This window comes from Streptomyces sp. RLA123 (genome assembly GCF_056270165.1).
Genome location: NZ_JBWDOR010000003.1, coordinates 3,684,158 through 3,710,503 on the forward strand (window position 1 = coordinate 3,684,158; position 26,346 = coordinate 3,710,503).

Consider the following 26,346-nt stretch of genomic DNA (forward strand, 5'->3'; position numbering starts at 1 on the left):
ATCGGGGCATGACCTCTACGGATGACGAGAAGGCACGGCGGATCGCCGCCGTCAACGCCTGCGCCCGGGTGCTGTCGCACGGCAGATACCCGACGATGCGGGACCGGCTGACTCAGCTGGCCGCCCGGGACGGGCTGGACGGCCCTCCCGACATGTACGGCGACGGCATCGTGGCCGAGGTGGAGCAGCGGGTGGCCCGGTTGCTCGGCACCGAGGATGCGGTCTGGTTCCCGACCGGAACCATGGCGCAGCAGGTCGCGCTGCGCTGCTGGGCGGGCCGCACGGGCAACCCCACGGTCGCCCTGCACCCGCTGGCCCACCCCGAACAGCACGAGCGCGGGGCGCTGTCGGCGCTCAGCGGACTGCGGACCGTGCACCCGACCACCGCGCGGCGGCTGCCGGACGCCCAGGAGATACGGGAGCTGGACGAGCCCTTCGGCACACTCATGCTGGAACTGCCGCTGCGCGACGCCGGTTTCGTCCTGCCCTCGTGGGAGGACCTGACGGCGACCGTGGAGGCCGCCCGCGAACGCGACGCGGTCGTCCACTTCGACGGCGCCCGGCTGTGGGAGTGCCCGCCGCACTTCGGGAAGCCGCTGGAGGAGATCGCGGGACTGGCCGACAGCGTCTACGTGTCGTTCTACAAGTCGCTCGGCGGAGTCGCGGGCGCCGCCCTGGCCGCCCCGTCCGACCTGGCCTCGGAGGCCCGCGCCTGGCGCCACCGCTACGGCGGCCTCCTCTTCCAGCAGTGGCCCACCGTCCTGTCGGCGCTGGACGGCCTCGACCGCGAACTGCCCCGGCTGCCGGAGTACGTGGCCCATGCCAAGACCGTCGCGGCGGCTCTGCGCCGGAGCCTGGCGCAGGCCGGATGGTCCCGGGTGCACCCGGACGTGCCGCACACCCACCAGTTCCAGGTCTGGCTCGCCGAGGTGCCCGAGGTGCTCAACGAGGCGGGCGTGCGGCAGGCGGAGGAGACCCGCAGCGCGCTCTTCGGCCGCTGGTCCGCCGGCGAGGCACCGGGGACGTCCATGACCGAGGTGACGGTCGCCGCATCGGCCCTGGAGTGGGACGCCGAGGACATCGCCGGGGCCGTGGACGACTTCCTCGGCTTTGTGCGCGAGGTCCGCAAGGACTCCTAGAAGGTCCCGGCGGCCGCGGCGACCCGCTCCACCACGGGCCGCCAGTGGTCGAGGCCCGGTGCGCGCAGGCCCACGACCTTGCCGGCGTCGTCGGCGCGGCGCAGGGCGATCGCCCCCTCGAAGTCGGGGCCGGCCTCGGAGGCGGCGGCCTCCCGCGCCGTCATCGGGCCGCCCTGGCAGCCCTGGCAGCCCTGGCAGCCCAGGGTGCGGGCGCTCTCCGGGGAGAGGGCGAGGGCGGGGTCGGTGGCCGCCAGGTAGCGCTTGGCCGGGATGTGGAGGGCGACCAGGCGGGCCACCCGCTCGCCGAGGAGACCGGCGACGGCCGCGGCGGCGCGCTCGCCGTGGCCGGCCTCGTCCCCGGGGTACAGGTAGTGCCCGGGGTACAGGTAGTGCCCGATGTCGTGGACGAGCCCGGCGACCTGCAGTTCCTCGTCGCCGGGGTGGCACTCGGCGAGGACCGCGGCGACCTGGAGGCCGTGGTCGAGGATGTCCACCGGGTCGCCTGAGCGGTGTCCCAGGCGTCCACACAGTCGGCCAGCAGTGCCATGAGCCCGTCCACGGACGGCGGAGAAGCCGCAGCGGACGGTGTGTGAGCTACCCCGCGCCGCCGCCGGCGCGGACCAGGCCGGTCTCGTAGGCCAGGACCACGGCCTGTACGCGGTCGCGCAGGCCGAGCTTGGTGAGGATGCGGCCGACATGGGTCTTCACGGTCGCCTCGCTCAGGACCAGTTGCGCCGCGATCTCCCCGTTGGACAGGCCCTGGGCGACCAGCAGCAGCACCTCGCGCTCGCGGTCGGTCAGCCGGTCCAGCTCCTTGCGGCTGGGCTGGGACACGCTCGGCAGCAGGGGCGTGAAGCGGTCCAGCAGGCGCCGGGTGGTGCTGGGTGCGACGACCGCGTCGCCGCTGTGGACGGCGCGGATCGCGGCCAGCAGCTCGTCGGGCGGGACGTCCTTGAGCATGAAGCCGCTGGCGCCCGCCTTGAGCGCGGAGAAGGCGTACTCGTCGAGGTCGAAGGTGGTCAGGATCAGCACCCGCGGGCCCTCGCCGGCCTCCCTGGCGCGGGTCGTGCCGTCCGCGGCGGCGCAGATCAGCCGGGTCGCCTCCACCCCGTCGAGCTTCGGCATGCGGACGTCCATCAGCACGACGTCCACCGCGGTGGAGCGCAGCGTCTCCACCGCCTCGGCGCCGTCCCCCGCCTCGGCGACGACCTCCATGTCCGGCTGGGCCTGGAGCACCATGCGGAAACCGGTGCGCAGCAGCACCTGGTCGTCGACGAGCATCACGCGGATCGCCATGGGTACCGGTGCCTCTTTCCCTGTGTCTGGTCCCGTGCCGGCCGTTCCGGCACGCCTGTCATGTCTGCCGTGCCTGCCGTGCCTGTCGTGCACGGCACGGCGGCCGCGGCGGCCGCTACCGCGCGGCCTTCACGGGCAGCACCGCGCCGATCCGGAAGCCGCCGCCGGGCCGCGGGCCGGCGTCGAGGGTGCCGGCGACCATGCCGACCCGCTCGCGCATCCCGATCAGCCCCTGGCCCTGGCCGTCCTCGCCGCCCGATTCGTACACCTCCTGCTGGGCGCCGCGCCCGTCGTCCTCGATCAGCAGGGCCAGTTCGCTGTCGCGGAAGGTGAGCCGCACACTGGCCCGCGCGTCGGGGCCGCCGTGCTTGCGGGTGTTGGTCAGTGCCTCCTGGACGATCCGGTACGCGGTCAGCTCCACGCCGCTGGCCAGCGGGCGGGCATCGCCCTCGACCTCGAAGACCACCGGCAGCCCCGCGCCGCGCACCTGCTCTATGAGGTCGCCGAGCTGGTCGACACCGGGCTGCGGAACGTACTCCCCGCCGACGGCGTCCCCGGCACGCAACAGGCCCAGCAGCCGGCGCATCTCGGTGAGCGCCTGGCGTCCGGTGGTGGAGATGGTCTCCAGGGCCTGCTTGGCCTGCTCGGGCGAGGCATCCAGCACATAGGCCGCGCCGTCGGCCTGGACCACCATGACCGACACATTGTGCGCGACGACATCGTGCAGCTCGCGCGCGATCCGGGCGCGCTCGGCGGCCACCGCCGCCTTCGACTGGGCCTCGCGCTCGCGATGGAGACGGGCGGCCCGCTCCTCCAGCTCCGCGTAGTAGGCGCGCCGGGTGCGCAGGCTGTCCCCGATGACCCAGGCCAGGGCGAAGGGGATGGCCACGAAGACCGCCCCGACGGCCTGCGCCCAGCTGCTCTGGTGCGCGTCGGGCCAGCGCACCGACGCGATGGGCGAGGCCAGCAGTCCGCCGATGAGCGCCAGCCGGGACGCCCGCAGCTCGCCGTTGGCGGCGACGGTGTAGATGATCACGAGCATGGCGAAGTCGCCCGGGTTCACACGGACATCGGCCACCAGTTGCGCGACGCCGACCGCGATCGCCAGCAGCAGCATCCGCTCCGGCGCCCGGCGGCGCAGTGCGACCACCAGGGACAGCGCCAGGGACAGCGGGATGGCCGCCGCGCGCGAGCCCTTGCCGATGTCCCCCGCGGCCATCCACAGGCTCGACAACCCGAGCAGGGCGACGGCCCAGAAGGTGTCGACCCAGGTCGGGTGACGGCGGAGGAAGTCGTAGAGACGCTGCACGTAACCCAGCGTAGGCACGGCGAACGTGTGCGGGAGTCAACCGGCAGAGCGATCCCGGGTACTCCGCAGGTTGGACGTGGACCCCTGATGGAGGAGGATTCGGGCGCGGGTGAACGCCGGTGAAGCGGGACAGCTCAGCCTGCGCGGCGGTGGCTGCGCGTGCCGTTGCGGGAGCGCTTCTCGATGTACATCCGCTGGTCGGCGGAGTGCAGCACCTCTTCAGCGGTCATGCCGCAGCCCGCCCAGCCGATGCCGAAGCTCGCCCCGACCCGGACCGCGCGCCCCTCGAAGCGGATCGGGGGGATGATCGCGTTCCGCAGCCGCACGGCGAGGTCCTCGGCGTCCTCGCGGCCCAGGCCGTCGGCAAGGACGACGAACTCGTCTCCCCCGAGCCTGGCAACGGTGTCACCGTCGCGCACCGCGCTGGTGAGCCGGCGGGCGACCTCGATGAGGACGGCGTCGCCGGTGTGGTGGCCGAACCGGTCGTTGATCGACTTGAAGCCGTCGAGGTCGCAGAAGAGCACCGCGAGGCCCTTGCCGCCCTCGGGGTCGTCGGCGGGCGGGAGCGTGTGCGTGTGGTGGTCGTAGCCGGCCAGCGGGGGCACGCCGCCCTCGATCGGGTCGAAGCCGTAGTTGTACGCGAACTCGTCGCCGATGTCCGCCGCGGTGTGGCCGTCGGCGTCCGGGGCCTGCGGCCGGGAGCAGATCCTGCCGGACAGGCGGGCGCGGAGCTCGGCGCTGTTGGGCAGGCCGGTGAGCGAGTCGTGGCTGGCGCGGTGGGCGAGGGCCAGTTCGCGGCCCTTGCGCTCCTCGATGTCCTCGACGTGGGTGAGCAGGAAGCGGGGTCCGTCGGCGGTGTCGGCGACCACGGAGTTGCGCAGGCTCACCCACAGGTAGGAGTTGTCGCGGCGCTGCAGGCGCAGCTCGGCTCGGCCCCCCTCGGCGCTGGTGCGCAGCAGGACGCCGACGTCCTCGGGGTGGACGAGGTCGGAGAAGGAGTGGCGCCGCAGCAGGGCCGCGGGACGGCCGAGCAGCCGGCACAGGGCGTCGTTGGTCCGCACGAGCTTGCCGTGCTGGTCGCCGCCCATCTCGGCGATGGCCATACCGCTGGGGGCATACTCGAAGGCCTGCCGGAAGCTCTCCTCGCTGGCCCGCAGCGCCTGTTGCTCACGCTCGAGGCGGACCAGCGCGCGTTGCATATTTGCACGTAGACGCGCGTTGCTGATCGCGATGGCGGCCTGGAAGGCGTACATCTGCAGCGCCTCGCGGCCCCAGGGGCCGGGGCGGCGGCCGCCCACCGGACGATCCACGGAGATCACGCCGATCAGTTCGCCGGCCCCGGAGGGATTGGCGTACATCGGGGCGAGCAGCCGGTCCTCGGGGTGCCACTCGTCGGGGAAGCGGGGCAGCGGTCCGTCGCCGGGCCAGCTCGGGACGTCGTCGCCGTCCAGCACCCAGCCCTCGTGATGGGGTATGAAGCGCAGCGTGCCCCAGCGCTCGCCCATGGTCAGCCGGCGTTCCCACGAGGTGCGCGAACCCACGCGTCCGGCCATCAGGGCCTCGGCGGCAGCGCTCCCGGCGACGGCGGCGACCACCAGGTCGCTGTCCGGGCGGACCAGGTTGACCACGGCCAGCTCGAAGCCCAGGCCCTTGACCACCCCGTCGGCGACGGCCTGCAGGGTGTCGGCGAGGCTGCGCCCGGTGTTGAGGTCCGCCACCACCTGGTGCACCTGGCGCAGGGTCGCGAGGCGGACATACGGCTCCGACTCGGTGTCCATGCGCTCTCCCGGGCCCTCGACGACAACTCCTGAGACTGCTTGTGGTCCGTTGTGGTCCGATTCCCACCGCAACTGAATCACAGCGAGCACCACGACCGGTACACAGGGTCAACAATTCATGGCGCCTGTGACTCAAGTCACAGATGATTGTCGTGTTCCGATCACGCAGCGTAGAGCTCGCCGGGGGATTGCCTTCACTCATTGAACACAAGCGGCCAGGTGAGCGGGGGTCGGACGGCGGAACCGGGGTCCGGGGGAGGTCCTAGGACCAGGCTCGATCCGAAGTCCGATGCGAGTGCGGCGTCAGTGCGGCTAGCGTCGTGGCGTGCCACAGTCAATCACCTCCCCGCCCGTGATCCCGCATCCTGGGACCGTGCCCGACGGTTCCGAGCCAGAGCCCCCGGTTGTGGACGGCGAAGCCTTCCGCGCCGCCATGAGCCGCCTCGCCGCGGGTGTCGTCCTCGTCACCGCACACGACCCCGAGGACGGCCCGAGCGGCGAGGACGTCGGCATGACCGCGACCGCCTTCATCTCGGTCTCCCTGGATCCGCCCATGGTGCTGGTGAGCCTGCGCGAGGACTCCCGGATGGACGACGTGCTGGAGCGCTGCCCGCGGTGGGCGGTCTCCGTGCTCAGCGAGAGCCAGCGGCACATCGCCGGGCGCTTCGCGATGCGCGGCCGCATCAGCGACCGCCTGCTGTTCGAGGACGTGGCCTACTACCGCGGCGAGGCGTCCGGCGCCCCCATCCTCGGCGGCGGCCTCGCGGTCCTGGAGTGCGAGACCGACCAGCGCGTGACGGCAGGTGACCACACCCTGGTCATCGGACGGGTGCTGACGGCCCGCACGCCCAGCGCCGACGGCGCGCCCCTGGTGTACTTCCGCGGCCGCTACCGGCATCTGAGCTGAGGCCGGCGGCGCGGGCGGGCCGGCGGCCGGCCCGCGTCGATCAGTTCCAGCCCCGCGCGTCGCGCCCGCGCTTGGTCTCGCCGCGCTGCTTCTTCTCCCGCAGCCGCCGCTCGTTGATCCCGCGCGGGATCTTCGTCGGCCTGCGCACCCTCGGCGGCGGCGCGGTGGCCTCGGCGAGCAGCGCCGCGAGACGGGTCAGCGCCGTCTCCCGGTTGCGCCACTGCGAGCGGTGCTCCGAGGCCCGTACGACCACCACACCGCCCACCAGGCGGGAGGCGAGGCGCTCCAGGGCGCGTTCCTTCCACACCGGCGGCAGGCACTCCGTGGCGGCCAGGTCGAAGCGCAGCTCCACCTGGCTGTCGGAGGTGTTCACATGCTGGCCGCCCGGACCGGACGACCTGGAGAAACGCCACTGGAGCTCGGCCTCCGGGACGGAGACCGAGCCGCGGACGACGAGCGGCAGCGATCCGGACATGCTCCCCATGATCCCGGCCGGGGGCGCCCACGTCACAGGGTTTTAGCGCCGTTAAGGAACCGTGCGCGCCCCTGACCGCGTTGACCCCGGTGAAGGTAGCGTCAGCGTCGGCACGTACGACCGACATCACGGAGGGGACTCCCATGGCTGTAAGCCTGTCCAAGGGCGGCAACGTTTCGCTCACCAAGGAAGCTCCGGGCCTGACGGCCGTCACGGTCGGCCTGGGCTGGGACGTCCGTACGACCACCGGCACCGACTTCGACCTCGACGCGAGCGCCATCGCGCTCAACACGGGCGGCAAGGTCTACTCCGAAGGCCACTTCGTCTTCTTCAACAACAAGCAGACCCCCGACCAGTCCATCGTCCACACCGGCGACAACCGCACCGGCGAGGGCGCGGGCGACGACGAGGCGATCAACGTCAACCTGGCGGCGCTGCCCGCCGACCTCGACCGCATCGTCTTCCCGGTCTCGATCTACGACGCCGAGACGCGCACCCAGAACTTCGGCCAGGTCCGCAACGCCTACATCCGCATCATCAACCAGGCCGGCGGTGCCGAGATCGCCCGCTACGACCTGAGCGAGGACGCTGCCACCGAGACCGCCATGGTCTTCGGCGAGCTCTACCGCAGCGGCGCCGAGTGGAAGTTCCGCGCCGTGGGCCAGGGCTACGCCTCGGGCCTGTCCGGCATCGCCACCGACTTCGGTGTCGGTCTCTGAGCGACCCCGCTCATATCCGGGTGACTCGTGCCCCGCACGCGCCTAGCGTGCGGGGCATGCCCTTTCTCCAGCCCCTCGAACCGCTCGTCCCCCGCGACGGCGCCCTGCCGCCCGGCGCGCTCGGCGAGCTGACGGAGCTGTACGCCTCCAACGCCGCCTTCCACCGCTCCAGCGGCGACTTCCCCGACCCGGACCGCATCACCTCCGCACAGGTCGCCTCGGCCCTCAACGCCGAACTGGCGCACCCCGCCGCGGAGGTGCTGCTCGCCCGCGACGGCGCCGACGGCGCCCTGGCGGGCATCGCCGTCACCCTGGCCGAGCACCCGGACCCCCTCGACCCGTACCCGTGGATCGGCCTGCTGATGGTGCACGGCGGGCGGCAGGGGGCGGGCCTGGGCCGGGAGCTCGCCGGACGCGTCGAGGAGCGGCTGCGGGCCGCCGGGCGGGACGGCGTACGCCTGGCGGTGCTCGACAGCAACCCCGGCGGGCTCGCGTTCTGGACCGCGCTCGGCTACCGGGTCGTGGACCACCGCGAGGACCGCCAGATGGGCCGCCCCTGCGCCGTCCTGCACAAGGACCTGCCGCCGGAGGCGCCACGTACCATCGGCGGGTGATCGACCTCGGCTACTCGCTCTCCCGCCGCTTCCCCGACCCCCCGCAGACCGACTACCGCACCGCGGACGTGCGGGCGCTGCGCCACGACCTGTTCTGCGGGGATGTCTACCTGGCGGACGTCAAGGCCGACCGCGAGCTGTCCACAGCCTGGGGATGGGTGCCGGTCCTCGACTTCGCGTGGGCGATGTGCGCCATCGTCGAGCACCTGGACCGCGACCCGCTCGGCGGCCGCGCGGCCCGCCCCCAGCACGCGGAGCTGGACTTCACGGAGTCGACCGACCGCCTGCGCTTCAAGCGCCGCTTCGGCTGGGTGGACGTCACCGCCGACTGGGCGCCGGACGAGCCGCCGCTCGCCTTCGCCCACGCGGAGCTGCGCCGCGAGGCCCGCGACTTCCTGCACGACCTGATCGCCGACCTCACCGACATGCACGACGGCCTGGACGCGAACCCGGCGATCTGGGAGCTCCAGTCCCGTTTCCCGCGCGTGTGACCCGTTCGGGCGCATCCCCCGGACGGCCCCATCCGGAGTGCAGGACCCTTGCGGCCGCCGTCCACTGGGGGCCATGGACGACTACCCCTTGCTGAATCTGTTCTGGACCATGCTCCTGATCTTCTGCTGGGTGCTGTGGTTCTTCCTGCTCTTCCGGATCATCGGCGACCTCTTCCGCGACCACTCGCTGGGCGGCTGGGCCAAGGCCGGCTGGATCATCGTCCTCATCTTCCTGCCCTTCCTCGGCGTGCTGGTCTACGTGATCGCCCGCGGCAAGAGCATGGCCGAGCGGGACCAGAAGCAGGTCAAGGAGGCGGACGCCGCCTTCAAGCAGTACGTCCGCGACGCCGCGGCGGGCGGGGGCGACGGCACCGCCGGTGCGGCCGGGGCGCACGCCGCGGCCGGAAGCCCGGTCGACCAGCTCGCCAAGCTCGCCGACCTCAAGAGCAACGGCCATCTCACCGAGGAGGAGTACCAGAAGGCCAAGGCGAGAATCCTGGCGTGACGCGGTTGACCTCAACCCCGGTTGAGGACGAACAGTGGGCGGTGCGGACCCGGTCCGGCCGCCCGCTCACTGTTCCGCGTTCTTCCCCAGGGGGCACTTCGTGCACGCCATCCGTCTCCACGCGTTCGGCCCGGCCGCCAACCTGAGGTACGAGACGACCGAGGACCCCGCACCCGGCCCCGGCCAGGTGCGGATCGCGGTCGCCGCAGCCGGGGTCCACAGGATCGACACCGCGCTGCGCTCGGGCGACTTCGACGGCCCCTACCCGCTGCCCGTCCTGCCGACGGTCCCCGGGCGCGAGGTCGCCGGCACCGTCGACGCCGTCGGGGAGGGCGCCGGCCGTGCGTGGCTCGGCCGGCGCGTCGTCGCCCACCTGGGCATGGTGCCCGGCGGCTACGCCGAACTCGCCGTGACCTCCGCCGACAGGCTCCACGTAGTGCCGGACGCTCTGGGCTTCGCCGAGGCCGTCGCCATGGTCGGCACCGGCCGTACGGCGATGGGCATCCTGCGCCAGGCTCCGGTCGGCCCGGACGACGTGGCCGTCGTGACCGCGGCGGCCGGCGGCATCGGCACCCTTCTCGTCCAGGCCGCCGCGAGCGCCGGGGCGACCGTGCTCGGGCTCGCCGGCGGTCCGGCGAAGACCGCGCGGGTCCGGGAGCTGGGCGCCGACGCGGCCGTGGACTACACGGCGGACGGCTGGACGGAGACCGCCCGGGCCGCCCTGGGCGGGCGGGCCGCCACCGTCGTCTTCGACGCGGTCTCCGGGGACCTCGGGCGCGGGGCGGTGGACCTGCTCGGCCCAGGCGGGCGGCACGTGGTCTACGGGTGGGCCTCCGGCCGGGCACGGGAACTGACCGACGAGGAACGGGCCGCGCGCGGCATCACCTCCGCCGTCGTCCTCGGCCCGGCCATGGCGCGGGCAGGCGGTCCCGGCGGCCTGCGCGCCCTGGAGGAGCAGGCACTGGCGAAGGCGGCGGCCGGACGGCTGCTGCCGGCCGTCCACCGCTTCCCGCTCGCGGACGCGGCCGCCGCCCACGCCGCCCTGGAGACCCGGGGCACCACGGGCAAGGTCGTCCTGATCCCCTGACCGGCCGCTCCCGCCCGCGGCCCCGTTCGCCGGACATTCCGTGTGCCCGGCACAGGTCGCGGGCAGGGGAAGAGTGTGACAACCGCGCTGCGCGCCCTGCGCGAGATCCCGCTCGACGGCGGACCGGTGGAGTTCCGGGGCGCCCTCGACCTGGAGCGCACCGCGGCCGGACTGCTGCCGCGCCGCCTGCCCGCATGGACGCGCTCGCAGTACCCGGACGTCTTCATGGACGAGGTCACCGCGCTGCCGTCCGGCGTGCGGCTCGCGTTCCGCACCGCGGCCCGCGCCGTCGAACTGGAGCTGCTGACCTCCGTGTGGCAGCTCGACGGGAGCACGGAGCCGCTGCCCGCGGGGGCGGTCGACCTGACCGTGGACGGCGTGTACGCGGAGACGCGGCCCGCCCCGCGCGGCCACGTCCTGCACAAGACGGACCTCTTCGCGCAGCCCGCGCGCCTGCAGCGGGGACTGCCCGGCCGGGTGCGCTTCGAGGGCCTGCCGGAAGGCGAGAAGGACCTCGAACTGTGGCTGCCCCAGCAGACCCGGACGGAAGTGGTCGGCCTCCGGGCCGACGCCGAGGTGCTGCCGCCCCGGCCGACCGGGCGCCCGCGCTGGGTCCACCACGGCAGTTCCATCAGCCACTGCGCCGCCGCCGACTCCCCCACCGCGACCTGGCCGGCCCTGGCCGCGTCCCTCGCCGGGGCCGAGCTGCTGAACCTGGGGCTCGGCGGCAACGCCATGCTCGATCCGTACGTCGCCCGGACCATCCGGGACCTGCCGGCCGACCTGATCAGCCTCAAGCTGGGCATCAACATCGTCAACCAGGCCGCCTTCCGGCTGCGTTCGTTCGGGCCGGCCGTGCACGGCTTCCTGGACACCGTCCGTGAGGGCCACCCCCGCACCCCGCTGCTGGTCGTCTCCCCCATCAGCTGCCCCGCCGTGGAGACCACCCCGGGCCCCACCGCGCCCGACGTCTCCGCCGCCGGCCCGCGCGTCGTCGCCCTCGGTGACCCCGGCGACGTGCCCGGCGGCGCCCTGACCCTGACCGTCATCCGGGCGGAGCTGGCCCGCATCGTCGCCGACCGGGCCGTGGCGGGCGACCGCCGGCTCCACTACCTCGACGGCCGCGAGCTGTTCGGCCCGGACGACGTGAGCGACCTGCCGGACTGCCTGCACCCCAACGCGGCCGGCTACCGGCGTATGGGCCGGCGCTTCGCCGCCCGCGCCTTCGCCCCCGGCGGGCCCTTCTCGGACCGCTGACCGCCCGGCCCACCCCTGCGCAACGATCCACGTAAGCAGTGCAAGAAAGAGACAGAGATCCGCACTTCGTCACCAGGGGGACGAAAACATCGCGCATGAGCCTTGTGGAGCCGTCCGCCGGGTCCTTACTGTCGCCTCACCTCACGACGTCCGCTCCGCCTCGCACGTCCAGGGCGGTCGCGCCTACGAGAGAAACGAGCTGGGGATGGCAGGGAGCAGCAGGAGCAGGAACACCTGGCGAAGAACGGTCGCGGTGGTCGCGGCGGCGGCCGGGATCGGGCTCGGGCTCGGCGGCACCGCGCAGGCGGGTACCGCCGGGACGAAGTCCGCCGGCCCGGTCGTGACGCGGGCGGCGCTGGATCCGGCGCTGGTCGCCGGACGCGGCGCCGACCCGGGGTTCGCCGAGCAGGAGGCGGAGAACGCCGCGACGAACGGCACGGTCATCGGCCCCGGCCGCAGTGCGTACACCCTCCCCGCGGAGGCGTCCGGACGGAAGGCGGTGACCCTGGAGCGCGGCCAGTACGTGGAGTTCACCCTGCCGAGCGCCGCGAACGCGATCACCGTGCGCTACAGCATCCCGGACGCGCCGGGCGGCGGCGGCATCACCGCGCCGCTCGACGTGACCGCCGGCGGGCAGGGCCGCCGGACGATGACGCTCACCTCGCAGTACGCCTGGCTCTACAACCAGTACCCGTTCTCCAACGACCCGCAGGCCGGGCTGCTCCACGACGACTGGTGGATCACCGAGTGCGGCTGCGTGCCGAACGCCACCAGCCCGGCGCCGGTGATCGGCAAGCCGTTCCGGCCGAACCACTTCTACGACGAGCAGCGCCTGTTGCTGGGCAGGACGTACAAGGCCGGCGAGAAGGTCCGGCTCACCGTTCCCGCCCGCGCCGGGGCCGTGACGACGACGATCGACCTGCTGGACTCGCAGTTGGTGGCCGCCCCGCGGATCGCCCTCGTCGCCGCGAACGTGCTCGCCTTCGGTGCCGACCCGACCGGGCGGCGGGACTCCGCGGGCGCCATCGACAAGGCGATCGCCTTCGCGCGCCGGGCGCATCTGAAGGTCTACATCCCGCCGGGGACGTATCAGGTCAATCGTCACATCATCGTCGACGACGTGACGATCGAGGGTGCCGGCAACTGGTACACCGTCATCAAGGGCAAGGAGGTCGCGCTCGGCACCCCGACGCCCGAGGGCTCCGTGCACACCGGGGTCGGCTTCTACGGCAAGGACGCCTCGGCCGGCGGCAGCCACGACGTCCACCTGTCGGGCTTCGCGATCGAGGGCGACGTCCGCGAGCGCATCGACACCGACCAGGTGAACGGCATCGGCGGCGCGCTCTCCGACTCCACGATCGAAGGCCTGTACATCCACCACACCAAGGTGGGCATGTGGTTCGACGGCCCGATGTCGAACCTGCGCATCACCGGCAACGTCATCACCGACCAGATCGCGGACGGCCTCAACTTCCACACCGGCGTGACCGATTCGGTGGTCCGCAACAACTTCGTCCGCAATTCCGGCGACGACGGGCTGGCCATGTGGTCGGAGAGGACCGCGAACGCCCGCAACACCTTCGACCGCAACACGGTGCAGACTCCCGTGCTCGCCAACGGCATCGCGATCTACGGGGGCACCGACAACACGGTCTCCGGCAACCTGATCGCCGACCCGATCCGTGAGGGCAGCGCCCTCCAGGTGGGCTCCCGCTTCGGCGCCGAACCGTTCGCCGGTCACCTGTGGATCACCGGCAACACCACGGTGCGGGCGGGCACCTACGAGCTGAACTGGAACATCGGGCTCGGGGCGATCTGGTTCTACGCGCTGGAGAAGTCCATCGACGCCGACATCCGTGTGACCGGCGACCACTTCCTCGACAACACCTACAACGCGATCATGCTGGTCTCCGACTTCCCGGTGAAGGACGCCTATTCCATCAGCAACGTGCACTTCAAGGACATTCGGGTCGACGGCACCGGCACCTCCGTGGTGAGCGCGCGCGCCTCCGGCTCCGCGTCCTTCGAGAACGTCGACGCCCGCAACGTGGGCGCGGTCGGGGTGAACAACTGCGGTTCGTTCAACTTCCCCGCCACCGGTTCCGAGTTCTCACTGAACGACCTCGGCGGCAACGACGGCGGCGGCACGACCGGGCCCTGGCTCGGTTCCTGGGAGCTGCCCAACACCATTACCTGCGACGACCGTCCGCCGGTGGTCGTCCCGCCGGCGCCTTCCACCTGGTAGTCGCGACCGGGCCGACCTGCCCCGCGCCCCCGTACCGCACCGTGTGGTACGGGGGCGCTCGCACGCCTGGATCCGGCCACTATTTGACCGAATCCATAGACATGTCACTCCTGTGAGTCACCTGATGACCCGCAATCGGCCATCTCTCCTTCGCCATGTGGGTGTCGTGTGTACGCGAGCCGGTGTTTCGACCGGCAGGACACTCATAAGGACACACGCAATGACACTTCGCGGGAAGAGATCCGTGGGAGCCGGCGCACGCCGCACCGCGGTGGTCACCGCACTGGCGCTGGCCCTGGCCGGTGCGGTCACCGGCGCTGCCACCGCCTCGGGAACCTCCGGGGACGGGGCCGCGCAGGACCGGACCGCGACCCCGGACTGGCTGCCGCAGACGCCGGAGAACTGGCCGCTCGTGGTGGACTACAGCCGCACCCCGAGCGAGACCGTCACCCAGGGTCTGGAGCACTACAGCGAGACCTACGACACCGTCGGCGGCCGCCAGCACGTCCAGGTGCTGAGCGCCGACCTCGGCGACCCGAACCTCCGGGTGGGCGTCGTCGAGGCGGGCGACACCGTCACCAACCCGGCGGACGAGACGGTCTCGTCGATGGCGAAGCGCACCCACGCGGTCGCCGGCGTCAACGGCGACTACTTCGAGATCCACGCGAGCGGCCGTCCGCTCGGCGGCGTGATGACCGACGGCCGGCTGCTGAAGAGCCCGAAGCCGGGCTTCGCCTCCCAGTTGGGCATCCGCCCCGACGGCTCCATGGTGATGGGCCCCGAGTCCTTCTCCGGGACGATCACGGACGGCGCCGCCACCCGCGCGCTCACCTCGGTGAACACCGTGGGCGACCTGACGGCCGACGGCATCACCGAGGTCACCCCCGACCTCGGCGCCGCCACGGGCCTGGCCGCCGGCACCCTGGTGCTCGGCCACGCGTCCGCCGGGGGCTTCACCGTCGACAGCCTGCAGACCGGCGTCACCTCCCTGCCGCAGCTCGGCAAGGACCAGCTGGGCCTGCTCGGCGGCGGAGCCGGCGGCACGTGGCTGTCGGCGAACCTGCACACCGGCGACACGGTCGGCATCACCACGCGACTGTCTCCGGACAACGATGTCACGCAGCTGGTCAGCGGCGTCACCACGCTGGTGAAGGACGGCAAGGTCTACAAGGACCCGACCGGCACCCCGCCGAGCGGAGCCAACCCGGAGACCGCCGTCGGCATCACCAAGGACGGCAAGCACGCCATCGTCGTCGCCGTCGACGGCCAGGGCGGCGCCACCGCGGCCTTCGGCGTGACCTCCGAGCAGGCGGCCGGCTACATGGTCGCCCACGGCGCCGACACCGCGATGCTCTTCGACGGCGGCGGCTCGACCACGATGGCCGTCCGCGCGCCCGGCGCCGAGCGTGCCGAGGTCGTCAACACCCCGTCCGACCAGCCCGGCAACACCGAGCGCCCGGTCGCCAACGGCATCTTCTTCTACTCCACGGAGCAGGAGCCCGGCGAGGCCCACAAGGTCGTGGTGAACGGCGGCGACCGCATCACCACCGTCCCCGGCAGCACCATCCCGCTGTCGGTGTACGCCACGGACAAGGTCGAGAACCCGACCGACGGCGCCGTGGACGTCCGCGTCGAGCCCGCGTCCCTCGCCTCGTACGAGAACGGCAGGCTCACCGCGCACACCAGCGGTGAGGGCGAGGTCATCGCCACCAGCGACGGCCGCAGCACCTCCGAGAAGCTGGAGGTCGCCGACACCCTCAAGGACCTCTCCCTCTCGCCGGACACCGTCGACATGGGCAACGGCGGCACCCAGCAGCTGACCCTGACGGGCACCGTCAAGAGCGGCCGCACCACGGACATCTCCGCCGACGCGGCCGACTGGACGGTCACCCCGTCCTCCCTCGGCACCGTCGACGCGCACGGTGTCTTCACCGCGGACGCGAACAACGGCGGTCTCGCCGAGGTGACCGCCGAGGTCGGCGGCAGGACCGCCACCGCCTCGGTGGCCGTCGGCAGCGTCAGCAAGACCATCGACCCGGTGAGCAGCACGAGCGTCTGGCGGCTCAGCAACAACACCACCGGCAATCCGGCCACCCTGACCGCCGACCCGGGCGTCGTCCCGCCGGGCTCCACCGAGTCCGGCTCGCTGCGCCTGGACTACTCGATGCCGGCCGGTTCCGGCGTCAAGCAGCTGGTGCTGTCCCCCAACGTCACCCTGAAGACCGACACCAACGGCGGTCACGTCCCCACCGGCATCGGTGTGTGGATCAAGGGTGACGGCAACGGGATCGAGCTCGCCGAGAAGTACATCAACGTCAACGGGTCGTCGACCACGCTGTACCCGACGTTCGTCACCTGGAACGGCTGGCACCTGGCGGTCGCCCAGCTGCCCGCCGGCATGCAGTTCCCGCTGACGATCAGCTTCATCGACTTCCTGGCGATCAGCCCGAGCACCGCCTACAGCGGCTCGCTCAACGTCTCCGGGTTGCAGGCCCTGTACTCGCCGCGACCGGTCACGGTGCCCGACTACAAGGCGATCCCGGACAACCCGTCCTGGCTGAAGTTCGAGGAGAACGCCGACGACTTCGCCAAGAGCGGCAACACCGTCCTCGCCGGCGACGACGCGCACATGCTCGCGAGCGACCCCGGCTCGGTCAGCAGCAACGTGATGGACTCCATCGCCAAGCGGCTGCCCGCCCTGAGCCCGCAGGCCCACCCGGACGCCGCCCAGTTCCTCGGCGACATGGCCGATGACGGCAAGCCGGCCGACCTGCGGTTCGCGAAGTCCAAGATGGACGCCCTCGGCATCCCCGAGCGCGACATCGTCGGCAACCACGAGATCACCCAGGGCGCCGACTCCGAGAACGGCAACTACAGCGACACCTTCGGTGACACGCGCTACGCGTACACCCAGGGCGAGGCGCGGCTGATCGTCACCGACAACTCGCACGGCAGCCTGCAGTCCTCGGACCCGTTCCAGGACCCGGCCGGCGCCCAGTACCCGTGGCTCGTCCAGCAGTTGACGGACGCCACCGCCAAGGACGTGCTGGTCGTCACGCACATGCCCGCCTACGACCCCCACCCGGCCGCGAACAGCCAGTTCACGGACCGCTGGGAGGCGCGCATGTACATGCGTCTGGTGCAGAAGTTCCAGCAGTCGCACCCGGCGCAGCACGTGATCATGATGTACGGCCACGCGCGCGGCTTCTCCGAGCAGATCCTCGACCCCGAGGGCCACAGCGTGACCACCGCCCAGGGCGGCATCCCGCAGTTCGCCTTCGCGGACCTGGGCATGCCCGCCTACGCCCCCGCGGACCAGGGCGGCTTCTACCACTTCGGCCTGATCCGCATCGGCTCCGACGGCAACCTGCAGTACTCCGTCGAGCCCTCCCTGGCGTCCATCGCCATCACGGCGCCCACCGCGCCGATGGAGCGGAACGACGAGGTGACCCTGACCGCGACCGGCCTCCAGACCGGCGGCGACAACATCGCCCCGCTCAGCATGCCGATCGCGGACCCGGCGTCCCACGTCTGGTCGTCCAGCAACACCAAGGTCGCCGAGGTGGACTCCACCACCGGCCGCCTGAGGGCCCACCGCGCCGGCACGGCCACCATCACGGTGACCAGCGGCGGCGTCACGGGCACGGTTCAGATCACCGTCAAGTGAGGTACTGACCCCGCACGGTTCCGCCTCTCCCGGCCCACCAGGCCCGGGAGAGGCGGCCGTGGGGCCCGCACCCGAACGCCCCGGACCGATCCGCGGTCCGGGGCGTTCTGCCGCTTCAGAGCCTGCGGGAGCCGGCGCCGCCCTCGCCCTCACCGGGGGTGGGGACCAGGTGGCGCCCGCGTCGTCCAGGGTGCGCACGATCCACCGGCGCCCGGCCGGGTCCGCGGTCCTCCAGGGCCACACCAGCGGGCGATGCCGCCGCCTCCGCCACGGCGGCCACCGACGCGTCGGTCCGACACCTCCGGCGACGTTGTGGACCAGGTCCGCCAGCCAGGCGATCCGGGCCACGCAGTCGTCGTCCGGCCGACTGCTCGGCGCCTTGCGCCTCCTGGCCATGGCCCGGACCTCAAGGACGTCGCAGTGCGTCAGGTACCGAGCCGCCTCCTGATCGTCCACCGGCCGCTTGCCGTGCACCCCTGTCGCCTCCCGCACACCCACCAAGAGCGCCAGTCAGGCCCTGGAACGGGCGACGCAGGACGGTACGTGGGCCGTGGCCTTCGACACAGCGACCGGATGGGTTGTCCGCATTCGGGGCAGGCGGGACGTCAGATGACCGATGCCCTGCAGGGATCGGTGGGCACGATCCCTGCCTCGTCGAAGAGTTGCTCCAGTGCCTCGTGTCCGTGGCGTCGGCGGAACTCGATTTCGGCGGTCGTCACTGGCATGGTCCACACCTCCGGCCCAACAGCAGCGTCCCTTCGCGAAGGTTGCTCGAAGTGCCGCTGCGACTACCCCTGAGACAGCGTGCCCTGGTCCGTCTCCCACAGGGATATGCCGCGTCGAATGTCCTCACGGGTGTACGGCATCGGCGGGAAGCCTTCCACGGTCATCACGTAGTTCTCGGACGCGCCAGGCACCTTGAAGAGGAAGCCGAATTCGCACGTCTTGAGGGCGAATCCGTTGGCAAAGCCCGGCTCAAGCCGGGAGGTGCCGAGAATCTTGCCATCGCCATCCGTCACACGGACCTCAGCCCCGGACTTGACCTTGGAGCCCGGCGGAGGCGTACACGGCTTGCCGGTGTCGGGACCCTTGCCATGGGTGGACAGTTCGACCTTTACCCTCCCGCTGATGGCGAGAGTCACGGCGGATGGCGTGGCACTGGGCACTGCTTCCTTCGATGCCTCGCTTGTGCCGGAGCATCCGACGAGCCCCGCCATGCCAAGTGCCAGGCCGCAGACCCACAGTTTCCTCATGCGCTTCCCACCCCTCGTGACCTGCGGCGGAGTATCCAGTGCAGGCAGCATGCACCCTATCGATGAGCTCATAGTTAGTCGGTTCCGGGGCTGGCGAACGACATTCAGCGGGGCCTGAGCGACATCAACTGGTAGACGCCTCCTGAACGCACGAAGGCGCCCCGCCACCCGTGAGGGCAGCGGGGCGCGATCAGTTCTGGAACAGGGCGAACACGGCGGTGACGGCGCCGCCGACGAGGGCTGCGATCGTCGGCAACGGCCAGCGCCCCCGTTCCAGGGTGCGCAGCCGCGTCTCGTGATCGGCGAGGGTGTCGCGGCTGTCCCGCATATCACCGATGATCTCGTCGAGTTTGGCCTCCATGCGGATCTGGCCGTCAGCGATGCGCCTTACCTCCGCGTGCGTCTGGGCCGGGCTGATGTACACGCCCAGGTCTTGCGGGGTCACGGGCTCAGACCTTGGTGGACAGCGACGCGCTGTTCGGGTCGCCGAAGACCTTCGCGGCCAGGCCCTTCACGAGGGAGAGCGCCGCGGCGACGCCGCCCATAGCGGCGGCCTGCCACATGTGCAGGTCGAACGGCGTGGTCAGGACGAGGCCCCCGACGAACACCTGCAAAGCCGTAGGTGGTGACGTCCTTCTCCCTCGACCTCGACCGCGACCTCGGCCTTGGAGGTGTAGGTAGACAGGTCGGTGCCGCTGATCGACAGAAACTCACTGGTCAGCACCATCTTGGGCATGACGGTTCTCCTTACGGGGCGATGCCGACAGCGGCAGGCCTCGATGAACGGCTGGGCATGGGCAGCGATGGTGGTGATGAGCTGGTCGGGGCGCCTCCAGACCACGTACTCGCGGCCGCGGGGCGCAGGCCGAGCGGCGCGGGCTCCGGCGCCGGCGGCCGGGTACTCGGCGGCGATCCACTCCAGGTTCATGGAGATCCAGCGGCACGCCGCGCCACGTGGGGCAAGCGGTCCCGCCCGCCGGCCGCCGAGCGTGAGCGCCTGGCCGCAGAGCGGGCCAAGCTCGACGAGATGCCGCCGCACCGGAAGCTCACCGGCCCGGCGACAAAGCTGGAGATCCGCAACACGCTGCGCTCCGCCCTGAACTTCGCGATCCGCCGGCAGTACGTCACGTTCAACCCGGCCGCCTTCGTCGAGGTCGGCACCGTGCGCAGGGCCAAGGGCGTGCTGTGGACCGAGGAGCGGGTCGCCCGCTGGATGGAGACGGGCGACAAGCCGTCCCCGGTCATGGTCTGGTCGCCCGCCCTGTTCGGTCAGTTCCTCGACGCGGCCGAGTCGCACCGCTTGTACTGCCTGTTCCACGTCATCGCGCACCACGGCCTGCGTCGCGGCGAGGCGGTCGGCCTGGACTGGGTGAACATCAACTTCAAGGCGCGGACGATCGGCGTGGCACGGGAGATCGTGGTCGACGGCTGGAAGCCCGTGGAGACGGCCCCGAAGACCGAGGGCTCAGCGGCGGACGTGAAGGTCTACCGGGCCACCGTGGCGGCGCTGCGGGCGCACCAGGAGCGGCAGGCCGCGGAGCGTGCCGCGCGGCTGGCGGACGGGCTGCCGTGGACAGACACGGGCAAGGTCTTCGTCCAGGAGGACGGCAACTGGCTGCACCCGGACTCGGTGTCGGACGCGTTCCGGGAGATCGTCGAAGAGGCTGACCTGCCGCCCATCAACCCGCGTGACCTTCGTCACGGGGCGGCTGCTCTGGTGAAGGCTGGCGGGGGCGATCTGCACGACGCGAAGAAGAAGCTGCGGCACTCGACGATCGTGCTCACGTCCAACACGTACATGGAGCTATTCGAGGAGTACGAGGACGAGTTGATGGAGAAAGCGGCCGCGGCCGTACCGAGGGCCCGGAAGCCCGCTGTTGACACCGCCGCTCACGCATCGCTCAAGCAGAAGCCCGGCGAGTAGATCACTCACCGGGCTTCACGGGCCCTGAGCTGGGCCTTAGTTGAGCCGCCTGTCGGATTCGAACCGACGACCTTCGCTTTACAAGAGCGGTGCTCTACCAGCTGAGCTAAGGCGGCACAGGTGGCCCCGCGCCCGCCGTGCTGACCGGTGGGTGGGGTCAGGGAGAAGTGTACCCAGGCGGGGAGGGGGGGAGGGTCGGGGAATTGGGAGGCAGGGGGGTGCTGACAAAGCGGGGCGCGGGGGGTAGCGTCACGGAAAGTCCACCCCGCGTGGACTAGACCTTATTTTCCTTTACTCGGATCGTCCGGCACGTTCCTGCCGGTGAAGGGACCACTGCACCATGGCTACTGTCACTTTTGACAAGGCGACCCGGATCTACCCCGGGACCGAGCGCCCCGCCGTCGACGCGCTGCAGATCGACATCGCGGACGGCGAGTTCCTCGTCCTCGTCGGCCCCTCGGGCTGCGGCAAGTCGACCTCGCTCCGCATGCTGGCCGGCCTCGAGGACGTCAACGACGGCATCATCCGGATCGGCGACCGGGACGTCACCCACCTGCCGCCCAAGGACCGGGACATCGCGATGGTGTTCCAGAACTACGCGCTGTACCCGCACATGACCGTCGCGGACAACATGGGCTTCGCCCTGAAGATCGCGGGCATCAACAAGGCCGACATCCGCAAGCGGGTGGAAGAGGCGGCCAAGATCCTGGACCTCACCGAGTACCTGGCCCGCAAGCCGAAGGCGCTCTCGGGTGGTCAGCGCCAGCGTGTGGCGATGGGCCGCGCGATCGTGCGTGAGCCGCAGGTCTTCCTCATGGACGAGCCGCTGTCCAACCTGGACGCCAAGCTCCGTGTCCAGACCCGTACGCAGATCGCCTCGCTGCAGCGCCGCCTCGGCACCACCACGGTCTACGTCACCCACGACCAGACCGAGGCCATGACCATGGGCGACCGCGTGGCGGTGCTCAAGGACGGTCTGCTCCAGCAGGTCGACACCCCGCGCCACATGTACGACCGGCCTGCCAACCTCTTCGTCGCGGGCTTCATCGGCTCGCCGGCGATGAACCTGGTCGAGGTGCCGATCGCCGACGGCGGCGTGAAGTTCGGCAACTCGGTGGTGCCGGTCGAGCGCGACACGCTGCAGGCCGCGGCCGACAAGGGCGACCGCACGGTCACCGTCGGCGTCCGCCCGGAGCACTTCGACATCGTCGACGGCGACAGCTCGGCGCTCTCGAAGGACGAGCCGGCCGGTCTGGCCGTGACGGTCAACGTCGTCGAGGAGCTGGGCGCGGACGGTTTCGTCTACGGCTCGGCCCAGGTCGGCGGCGAGCACAAGGACCTGGTCATCCGCGTCGGCGGCCGCCAGGTGCCCGAGAAGGGCTCCGTGCTCCGCGTCGTGCCGCGCGCCGGCGAGACGCACGTCTTCTCCACCTCCACCGGTGAGCGCCTCAGCGACTGACGCGCAGACGGTACGCACCGTGGCCCGGCCCCCGCGCAAGGGGGGCCGGGCCACGGTCGTTCCCACCCGCCGCAAGGGCCCCGGGAGACCACACCATTTACGGGCACACAGCCGCGTTTCGAGCATGTTCGTCAATGGCCCCATAGTCGATCAAGAGGTATTCATCACTCGTCAGAGTGGCTAAATGTCGCCAAATCATCACTCCTCGCTACCATCACTGCCGTGAACCAGGTAGCCCGCCGTATCGGCAAGTCACTCGCCCTCGTCCTCCCGGTCGTCCTCGTACTGTCCGGCACCCTCGCGGTCACCCGCGTCCCGTGGGCCACTTCGGCCTCCGAGGCCCAGGTGCTCACCGCCTCCCACGACAAGGAGGCCGTCTCGGCCGGCAGGTCGGCCCCGCAGGAGGTGCTGCGCCGCAACCTCCTGTCGGAGCTCCAGGCGAAGAACCCGGGTGTCGCCCTCACCTCGCTGCAGCGCGAGATGGCGGCCCGCCCGTCGCTGGCCCAGTACTGCGGCTCCCTGGCCAAATCGCTGGGGCGTGCCGCGGTGGCCAAGTACGGCTCGCAGCGCGCGCAGTCCTGGTCGCGGCCTGTCTGCGACACCGCCTTCGCCACGGGCGTCGCCTCCGTCGGATGACCCGACGCCCCGGTCCCGTAGGGTGCGGCCATGACCGGCGCGCCCACGACCTCCCAGGCGGTGACCCAGGCCGTCCTCCTCGCCGGAGGACAGGGCTCCCGTCTGCGCCCGTACACCGACACCTGCCCGAAGCCGATGATCGAGATCCCGGGAACCGGGACACCGATCATCGGCCATCAACTCGCCTGGCTGGCCGCCGAGGGCGTCACCGACGCCGTGATCTCGTGCGGCCACCTCGCTGAGGTCCTCCAGGACTGGCTCGCCGGCGCGGCGGCGGCTCTGCCGCTGCGCATCACGACCGTGGTCGAGCGCGAGCCCCTCGGGCGCGGTGGCGCCCTGAAGTACGCCGCCGCCTCCCTGCCCCGGCCGGACGAGGCCTGGTACGCCACGAACGGCGACATCTGGACCCGGTTCTCCCTTGGCGAGATGGCCGACTTCCACGTCGAGCGCGCCGCGGTCGCCACCCTTGCTCTCGCCCGCCCCCGCATTCCGTGGGGCGCCGTGGAGACCGACGAGTTCGGCCACGTCCTGGATTTCGTCGAGTCGCCGCCCTCGCCCTTCCTCATCAACGCGGGCGTCTACGTCTTCTCCCCCGGCTTCACGGCGCTGCTGCCGGACCGCGGCGACCACGAGCGCACGACGTTCCCCCAACTCGCCCGGGAACGGCGGCTGGCGGGCTTCTCACTGCCGCAGGGCGCCTACTGGCGGGCCATCGACACCGAGAAGGACCTCACCGAGGCCGCCAAGGAGCTCGCCTCCCGGCCCTGAGAGCGCCCGACACAACGACGAGGCGGCCGGAGGAGCACGTGTGCTCCTCCGGCCGCCTCGTGGGCGTACAGGCCGTTATGCGACCTTTCCTGACCCCGCGGGGCGCGCCGGGGCGCCGAGCAGCCAGCCGGAGGTCTCTCCGCTGCCGAGCAGGCCGCCGAGGGCGCCACCGCTGTCGGAGGAACCGCCGCCGCTGCCACCGCCGCTGCTCGAACCGCCGCCGGTGGAGGTCGGCGGGTTGCTGGGCTGGGTGGGCCGCGGCTGGGTCGACGGCGTGGTGTGCGTCGGGCTGCTGCCGGTGCCGCCGCCCGCCGAGCCCGTGCCGGCCGAACCGGAGGTGGAGCGGCTGACGGTCGGCGCCGACGACGGAGCGCTCGGCGTGGAGGGCGAACTGGACGGCGAGGGCGACGCCTTGCCGGACCGGGAGGCCGAGGGCGCCGCGGACGGCTTGGCCGAGCCCTCACCGGGCACCTCGGGCAGCGGGGAGCCGTTGAGGTCGTTCGTCGGCAGGTCGGTCGGGCCGGGCAGTTGGGAGTGCGGAGACGTCGACCGCACGGCGGTGCCCAGCGTGGCACCGACCACCAGCGCGACGCCGGCGAGCACCGTGGCGAGCACCGCACCGCGCCGCAGCACACGGCGCCGCAGCTCCCACAGCGGCGCACGCGGGCCGAGCCGGCGCCAGGCCTCGGAGGCCAGCCGCCCGTCGGCGGAGTAGACCGGCGCGCCCGCGATGATCAGCGGGCTCCAGGCGGCCAGATAGACGATGTCGGGCGCGTCGTACGCCGGGACGGTCCGCCAGCTCACGGTGACCAGCAGCGCGGCCGACAGCAGGGCGCCGATCGACGCCGCGAACCGCTGCCAGAGCCCGAACACCGTCAGCACACCGGCGATGACCTGGAGGAAGGCCACCGTCAGCCCGGCCCCGATGGGGTGCGCGAGCGCGAGGTCGCGCAACGGCTCGGCAGCCGCCCACGGGTCCAGCGAGTTGAGCCAGGTGACCATGGAGCCGCGCTTGCCGCCGTCGAAGTAGACGGGGTCGCAGAGCTTGCCCATGCCGGCGTAGATGGAGATGAAGCCGAGGAAGATCCGGAGCGGCAGCAGCACGATGCCGAGGTTCATCCGGCGCCCGGGGTAGTAGGCGTGCCGGATCGGCTCGCCCCGGTCGGCCCGGCGCGTGCGGCCGTGGCCCTGGCCGTAGCCCTGGTCGTCGTCCGGGCCGAACTCCGCCTCGTCGTCGCGGTCGTAGGGACCCGAGTACGCGAACTCGCCGGTGTCCTCGGCCGCGTCGCGGTCGTCGAAGGCGCCGCGCGCGGGGCGCAGGCCGCCGAGCATCTCGTCGGGCGCCTGGGGACGGCGGGGCGCGCCGACGAGGGGCTGCGGGTGCTCCTCGATCCGCGGCAGCACCTGGGTCGTGGCGCCGGCGTCGAGGTGGTCGGAGTTGCTCTGCCTCACGGCCGAGAGCAGTTGTGTGGCGGCCGCGTCGCCGGGGCGGCTGCGCCCGGACCACACCAGCGGCGCGCCGCGGCGCTGCGCGGCGGCGGAGGGATGCACGGACGTGGGAATGACCGGGACGCGCGCGGTCCTCGCCATCGCACGCGCGGACGACGCGCCGAGCTGCACGCGGAAGCTCGCGTGATTGACGATGACCTGGGCCGGGTCGGACGCGATCTTGTGCATGGTGAGCACGGGCTCGTCGGGTGCCGCGGCCCGTCCCCCCGGAGGAGTGCGGGGTGTTCTGGTGTCCACACTCATCTAACCGAGTGACACCCGATAAGGACACTGTGTGACGGGCCTCTTCTGTCCGAGGCCCGTCAACCAGCGGTTTTGTCGTGAATCGAAACGGTCAGGCCCGGCGGCGCGCCGCCTCGTAGAGCACGATGCCCGCGGCGACACCCGCGTTCAGCGACTCCGCGCCACCCGGCATCGGGATGCGTACCCGCACGTCGCAGGTCTCGCCCACGAGCCGCGACAGCCCCTTGCCCTCGGAACCGGCGACGACGACGACCGGGCCGGCGAGCGCTTCCAGTTCGTGCAGCTCGACCTCCCCGTCGGCGGCGAGGCCCACGACCGTGAGCCCGGCCTTCTGGTACGCCTCCAGGGTGCGGGTCAGGTTGGTCGCCCGGGCCACCGCGACCCGGGCGGCGGTGCCGGCCGAGGTCTTCCAGGCGCCGGCGGTCATGCCGGCCGCGCGGCGTTCGGGGACGACGACCCCGTGCCCGGCGAAGGCCGCCACGGAACGCACGACCGCGCCGAGGTTGCGCGGGTCGGTGACCCCGTCCAGCGCCATGATCAGCGGGGCCTCGCCCGCGTCGAAGGCGGCGGCGGCCAGGTCCTCGGGGTGGGCGTACTCGTAGGGCGGGATCTGCAGCACCAGGCCCTGGTGGTTCAGGCCGTTGGTGATGCGGTCAAGCTCCGGGCGCGGGGCCTCCATGAGCGGGACGCCGCGCTCGGTGGCGAGCTTGATCGCCTCGCGCACCCGCTCGTCGTTGTCGATGAACTGCTGGACGTAGACCGCCGTGGCCGGGATGTCGGCGCGCAGCGCCTCGACCACCGGGTTGCGCCCCGCGACCAGTTCGGACGTGGACTTCGCGCCGCGTCCCGAGGGACGACGGGACTGCGTGGAGGTGGCGCGCTTCACCTTCGCGTTGGCGGCACGCTGTTTGGCGTGCCCCTTGCGCGCTTCGGCGGGCGGGGTGGGGCCCTTGCCCTCCAGGCCCCTGCGCCGCTGCCCGCCGCTGCCGACCGTCGCGCCCTTCTTGTTGGCGGTGCGGCGGTTCCTGCGCTGGCTGTTGCCGGCCATGGGTCACCTGTTTCCTG

25 protein-coding genes and 1 tRNA gene are annotated in these 26,346 nt (G+C 72.0%); 14 read left to right on the top strand and 12 right to left on the bottom strand.

Annotation, left to right across the window (positions count from 1 at the left end; all coding sequences use genetic code 11):
- The first annotated feature begins 8 nt into the window (after positions 1 to 8).
- Positions 9 to 1,139, top strand: coding sequence for a threonine aldolase family protein (locus RV983_RS16715; protein ID WP_475986574.1), 1,131 nt, complete (start codon positions 9 to 11; stop codon positions 1,137 to 1,139).
- Here the strand turns inward: RV983_RS16715 and RV983_RS16720 are convergent.
- From RV983_RS16720 to cdgB, 4 genes are all read right to left on the bottom strand, one after another.
- Positions 1,136 to 1,633: an HD domain-containing protein gene (locus tag RV983_RS16720; protein ID WP_475986575.1), complete on the bottom strand. Its 498-nt coding sequence runs from the start codon at positions 1,631 to 1,633 to the stop codon at positions 1,136 to 1,138. The two genes, RV983_RS16715 and RV983_RS16720, sit on opposite strands and share 4 nt — an antisense overlap.
- Positions 1,634 to 1,733: 100 nt before the next feature.
- A complete protein-coding gene (locus RV983_RS16725) occupies positions 1,734 to 2,435 on the bottom strand; it encodes a response regulator (protein ID WP_475986576.1) in 702 nt (233 codons plus the stop codon).
- A gap of 115 nt (positions 2,436 to 2,550) precedes the next feature.
- Positions 2,551 to 3,744: a sensor histidine kinase gene (locus tag RV983_RS16730; protein ID WP_475986577.1), complete on the bottom strand. Its 1,194-nt coding sequence runs from the start codon at positions 3,742 to 3,744 to the stop codon at positions 2,551 to 2,553.
- 134 nt (positions 3,745 to 3,878) lie between these two features.
- Positions 3,879 to 5,522 (bottom strand): diguanylate cyclase CdgB, encoded by a 1,644-nt coding sequence (cdgB, locus tag RV983_RS16735; RefSeq protein ID WP_475986578.1) that lies wholly within the window; start codon positions 5,520 to 5,522, stop codon positions 3,879 to 3,881.
- 433 nt (positions 5,523 to 5,955) lie between these two features.
- Here cdgB and RV983_RS16740 point away from each other — a divergent pair, with 433 nt between their 5' ends.
- Complete coding sequence (locus RV983_RS16740) at positions 5,956 to 6,429, top strand: flavin reductase family protein (protein WP_475990352.1); 474 nt, start codon at positions 5,956 to 5,958, stop codon at positions 6,427 to 6,429.
- Positions 6,430 to 6,469: 40 nt separating this feature from the next.
- Here RV983_RS16740 and arfB read toward each other — a convergent pair whose 3' ends face one another.
- A complete protein-coding gene (gene arfB / locus RV983_RS16745) occupies positions 6,470 to 6,913 on the bottom strand; it encodes an alternative ribosome rescue aminoacyl-tRNA hydrolase ArfB (RefSeq protein ID WP_475986579.1) in 444 nt (147 codons plus the stop codon).
- Positions 6,914 to 7,047: 134 nt separating this feature from the next.
- Here arfB and RV983_RS16750 point away from each other — a divergent pair, with 134 nt between their 5' ends.
- The 8 genes from RV983_RS16750 to RV983_RS16785 all read left to right on the top strand — a co-directional run bounded on the left by RV983_RS16750 (position 7,048) and on the right by RV983_RS16785 (position 17,489).
- The gene (locus tag RV983_RS16750) at positions 7,048 to 7,623 is read left to right on the top strand and encodes a TerD family protein (protein ID WP_475986580.1); all 576 of its coding nucleotides are present in this window, start codon (positions 7,048 to 7,050) and stop codon (positions 7,621 to 7,623) included.
- Between the two features lie 56 nt (positions 7,624 to 7,679).
- The gene (locus RV983_RS16755) at positions 7,680 to 8,237 is read left to right on the top strand and encodes an N-acetyltransferase family protein (RefSeq protein ID WP_475986581.1); all 558 of its coding nucleotides are present in this window, start codon (positions 7,680 to 7,682) and stop codon (positions 8,235 to 8,237) included.
- Entirely contained in the window at positions 8,234 to 8,728 is a 495-nt protein-coding gene (locus tag RV983_RS16760; protein WP_475986582.1) for a hypothetical protein, read from the top strand. The genes RV983_RS16755 and RV983_RS16760 overlap by 4 nt, the downstream gene beginning before the upstream one ends.
- Before the next feature lie 73 nt (positions 8,729 to 8,801).
- Positions 8,802 to 9,233 carry an SHOCT domain-containing protein gene (locus RV983_RS16765; RefSeq protein WP_475986583.1) on the top strand — a complete coding sequence of 144 codons (432 nt, stop codon included), beginning with the start codon at positions 8,802 to 8,804 and terminating at the stop codon, positions 9,231 to 9,233.
- A gap of 100 nt (positions 9,234 to 9,333) precedes the next feature.
- Positions 9,334 to 10,320, top strand: a complete 987-nt coding sequence (locus tag RV983_RS16770) for a zinc-binding dehydrogenase (RefSeq protein WP_475986584.1) — start codon at positions 9,334 to 9,336, stop codon at positions 10,318 to 10,320.
- A 75-nt stretch (positions 10,321 to 10,395) separates the two neighbouring features.
- Positions 10,396 to 11,577, top strand: coding sequence for a GDSL-type esterase/lipase family protein (locus tag RV983_RS16775; RefSeq protein ID WP_475986585.1), 1,182 nt, complete (start codon positions 10,396 to 10,398; stop codon positions 11,575 to 11,577).
- A gap of 205 nt (positions 11,578 to 11,782) precedes the next feature.
- Complete coding sequence (locus tag RV983_RS16780) at positions 11,783 to 13,822, top strand: glycosyl hydrolase family 28-related protein (RefSeq protein WP_475986586.1); 2,040 nt, start codon at positions 11,783 to 11,785, stop codon at positions 13,820 to 13,822.
- 244 nt (positions 13,823 to 14,066) lie between these two features.
- The gene (locus RV983_RS16785; protein WP_475986587.1) at positions 14,067 to 17,489 is read left to right on the top strand and encodes a phosphodiester glycosidase family protein; all 3,423 of its coding nucleotides are present in this window, start codon (positions 14,067 to 14,069) and stop codon (positions 17,487 to 17,489) included.
- A gap of 788 nt (positions 17,490 to 18,277) precedes the next feature.
- Here the strand turns inward: RV983_RS16785 and RV983_RS16790 are convergent.
- The 4 genes from RV983_RS16790 to RV983_RS16805 form a co-directional block, all read right to left on the bottom strand.
- The gene (locus RV983_RS16790) at positions 18,278 to 18,742 is read right to left on the bottom strand and encodes a hypothetical protein (RefSeq protein WP_475986588.1); all 465 of its coding nucleotides are present in this window, start codon (positions 18,740 to 18,742) and stop codon (positions 18,278 to 18,280) included.
- Positions 18,743 to 18,932: 190 nt separating this feature from the next.
- A complete protein-coding gene (locus tag RV983_RS16795) occupies positions 18,933 to 19,187 on the bottom strand; it encodes a hypothetical protein (protein WP_475986589.1) in 255 nt (84 codons plus the stop codon).
- 4 nt (positions 19,188 to 19,191) lie between these two features.
- A complete protein-coding gene (locus RV983_RS16800; RefSeq protein ID WP_475986590.1) occupies positions 19,192 to 19,350 on the bottom strand; it encodes a hypothetical protein in 159 nt (52 codons plus the stop codon).
- Positions 19,326 to 19,478 carry a hypothetical protein gene (locus RV983_RS16805; protein WP_475986591.1) on the bottom strand — a complete coding sequence of 51 codons (153 nt, stop codon included), beginning with the start codon at positions 19,476 to 19,478 and terminating at the stop codon, positions 19,326 to 19,328. Before RV983_RS16805 ends, RV983_RS16800 begins: the two co-directional genes overlap by 25 nt.
- A 21-nt stretch (positions 19,479 to 19,499) precedes the next feature.
- On the opposite strand from RV983_RS16805, the gene RV983_RS16810 reads away from it, so the two are divergent.
- Positions 19,500 to 20,666, top strand: a complete 1,167-nt coding sequence (locus RV983_RS16810) for a site-specific integrase (RefSeq protein ID WP_475986592.1) — start codon at positions 19,500 to 19,502, stop codon at positions 20,664 to 20,666.
- 43 nt (positions 20,667 to 20,709) lie between these two features.
- Here RV983_RS16810 and RV983_RS16815 read toward each other — a convergent pair.
- Positions 20,710 to 20,782, bottom strand: a tRNA-Thr gene (locus RV983_RS16815).
- 224 nt (positions 20,783 to 21,006) lie between these two features.
- Here RV983_RS16815 and RV983_RS16820 point away from each other — a divergent pair.
- The 3 genes from RV983_RS16820 (at position 21,007) to RV983_RS16830 (ending at position 23,529) form a co-directional block, all read left to right on the top strand.
- The gene (locus tag RV983_RS16820) at positions 21,007 to 22,125 is read left to right on the top strand and encodes an ABC transporter ATP-binding protein (RefSeq protein WP_475986593.1); all 1,119 of its coding nucleotides are present in this window, start codon (positions 21,007 to 21,009) and stop codon (positions 22,123 to 22,125) included.
- Between the two features lie 222 nt (positions 22,126 to 22,347).
- The gene (locus tag RV983_RS16825) at positions 22,348 to 22,761 is read left to right on the top strand and encodes a hypothetical protein (protein ID WP_475986594.1); all 414 of its coding nucleotides are present in this window, start codon (positions 22,348 to 22,350) and stop codon (positions 22,759 to 22,761) included.
- A gap of 30 nt (positions 22,762 to 22,791) precedes the next feature.
- Positions 22,792 to 23,529, top strand: a complete 738-nt coding sequence (locus tag RV983_RS16830) for a nucleotidyltransferase family protein (protein ID WP_475986595.1) — start codon at positions 22,792 to 22,794, stop codon at positions 23,527 to 23,529.
- A 75-nt stretch (positions 23,530 to 23,604) separates the two neighbouring features.
- Here the strand turns inward: RV983_RS16830 and RV983_RS16835 are convergent, their stop codons facing one another.
- Positions 23,605 to 25,206: a DoxX family protein gene (locus RV983_RS16835; RefSeq protein WP_475986596.1), complete on the bottom strand. Its 1,602-nt coding sequence runs from the start codon at positions 25,204 to 25,206 to the stop codon at positions 23,605 to 23,607.
- A 166-nt stretch (positions 25,207 to 25,372) separates the two neighbouring features.
- Positions 25,373 to 26,329 (bottom strand): 23S rRNA (guanosine(2251)-2'-O)-methyltransferase RlmB, encoded by a 957-nt coding sequence (gene rlmB / locus RV983_RS16840; RefSeq protein WP_475986597.1) that lies wholly within the window; start codon positions 26,327 to 26,329, stop codon positions 25,373 to 25,375.
- Positions 26,330 to 26,346 lie beyond the last annotated feature (17 nt).

What these genes read in the sequence shown, in the direction of transcription:
- RV983_RS16835 (WP_475986596.1), bottom strand. Translation starts at nt 25,206, where the DNA reads ATGCACAAGATCGCGTCCGACCCGGCCCAGGTCATCGTCAATCACGCG.
- RV983_RS16830 (WP_475986595.1), top strand. Translation starts at nt 22,792, where the DNA reads ATGACCGGCGCGCCCACGACCTCCCAGGCGGTGACCCAGGCCGTCCTC.
- RV983_RS16725 (WP_475986576.1), bottom strand. Translation starts at nt 2,435, where the DNA reads ATGGCGATCCGCGTGATGCTCGTCGACGACCAGGTGCTGCTGCGCACC.
- arfB (WP_475986579.1), bottom strand. Translation starts at nt 6,913, where the DNA reads ATGGGGAGCATGTCCGGATCGCTGCCGCTCGTCGTCCGCGGCTCGGTC.
- RV983_RS16755 (WP_475986581.1), top strand. Translation starts at nt 7,680, where the DNA reads ATGCCCTTTCTCCAGCCCCTCGAACCGCTCGTCCCCCGCGACGGCGCC.
- RV983_RS16805 (WP_475986591.1), bottom strand. Translation starts at nt 19,478, where the DNA reads ATGCCCAAGATGGTGCTGACCAGTGAGTTTCTGTCGATCAGCGGCACC.
- RV983_RS16740 (WP_475990352.1), top strand. Translation starts at nt 5,956, where the DNA reads ATGAGCCGCCTCGCCGCGGGTGTCGTCCTCGTCACCGCACACGACCCC.
- RV983_RS16715 (WP_475986574.1), top strand. Translation starts at nt 9, where the DNA reads ATGACCTCTACGGATGACGAGAAGGCACGGCGGATCGCCGCCGTCAAC.
- RV983_RS16820 (WP_475986593.1), top strand. Translation starts at nt 21,007, where the DNA reads ATGGCTACTGTCACTTTTGACAAGGCGACCCGGATCTACCCCGGGACC.
- RV983_RS16750 (WP_475986580.1), top strand. Translation starts at nt 7,048, where the DNA reads ATGGCTGTAAGCCTGTCCAAGGGCGGCAACGTTTCGCTCACCAAGGAA.
- RV983_RS16810 (WP_475986592.1), top strand. Translation starts at nt 19,500, where the DNA reads ATGCCGACAGCGGCAGGCCTCGATGAACGGCTGGGCATGGGCAGCGAT.
- RV983_RS16790 (WP_475986588.1), bottom strand. Translation starts at nt 18,742, where the DNA reads ATGAGGAAACTGTGGGTCTGCGGCCTGGCACTTGGCATGGCGGGGCTC.
- RV983_RS16780 (WP_475986586.1), top strand. Translation starts at nt 11,783, where the DNA reads ATGGCAGGGAGCAGCAGGAGCAGGAACACCTGGCGAAGAACGGTCGCG.
- rlmB (WP_475986597.1), bottom strand. Translation starts at nt 26,329, where the DNA reads ATGGCCGGCAACAGCCAGCGCAGGAACCGCCGCACCGCCAACAAGAAG.
- cdgB (WP_475986578.1), bottom strand. Translation starts at nt 5,522, where the DNA reads ATGGACACCGAGTCGGAGCCGTATGTCCGCCTCGCGACCCTGCGCCAG.
- RV983_RS16765 (WP_475986583.1), top strand. Translation starts at nt 8,802, where the DNA reads ATGGACGACTACCCCTTGCTGAATCTGTTCTGGACCATGCTCCTGATC.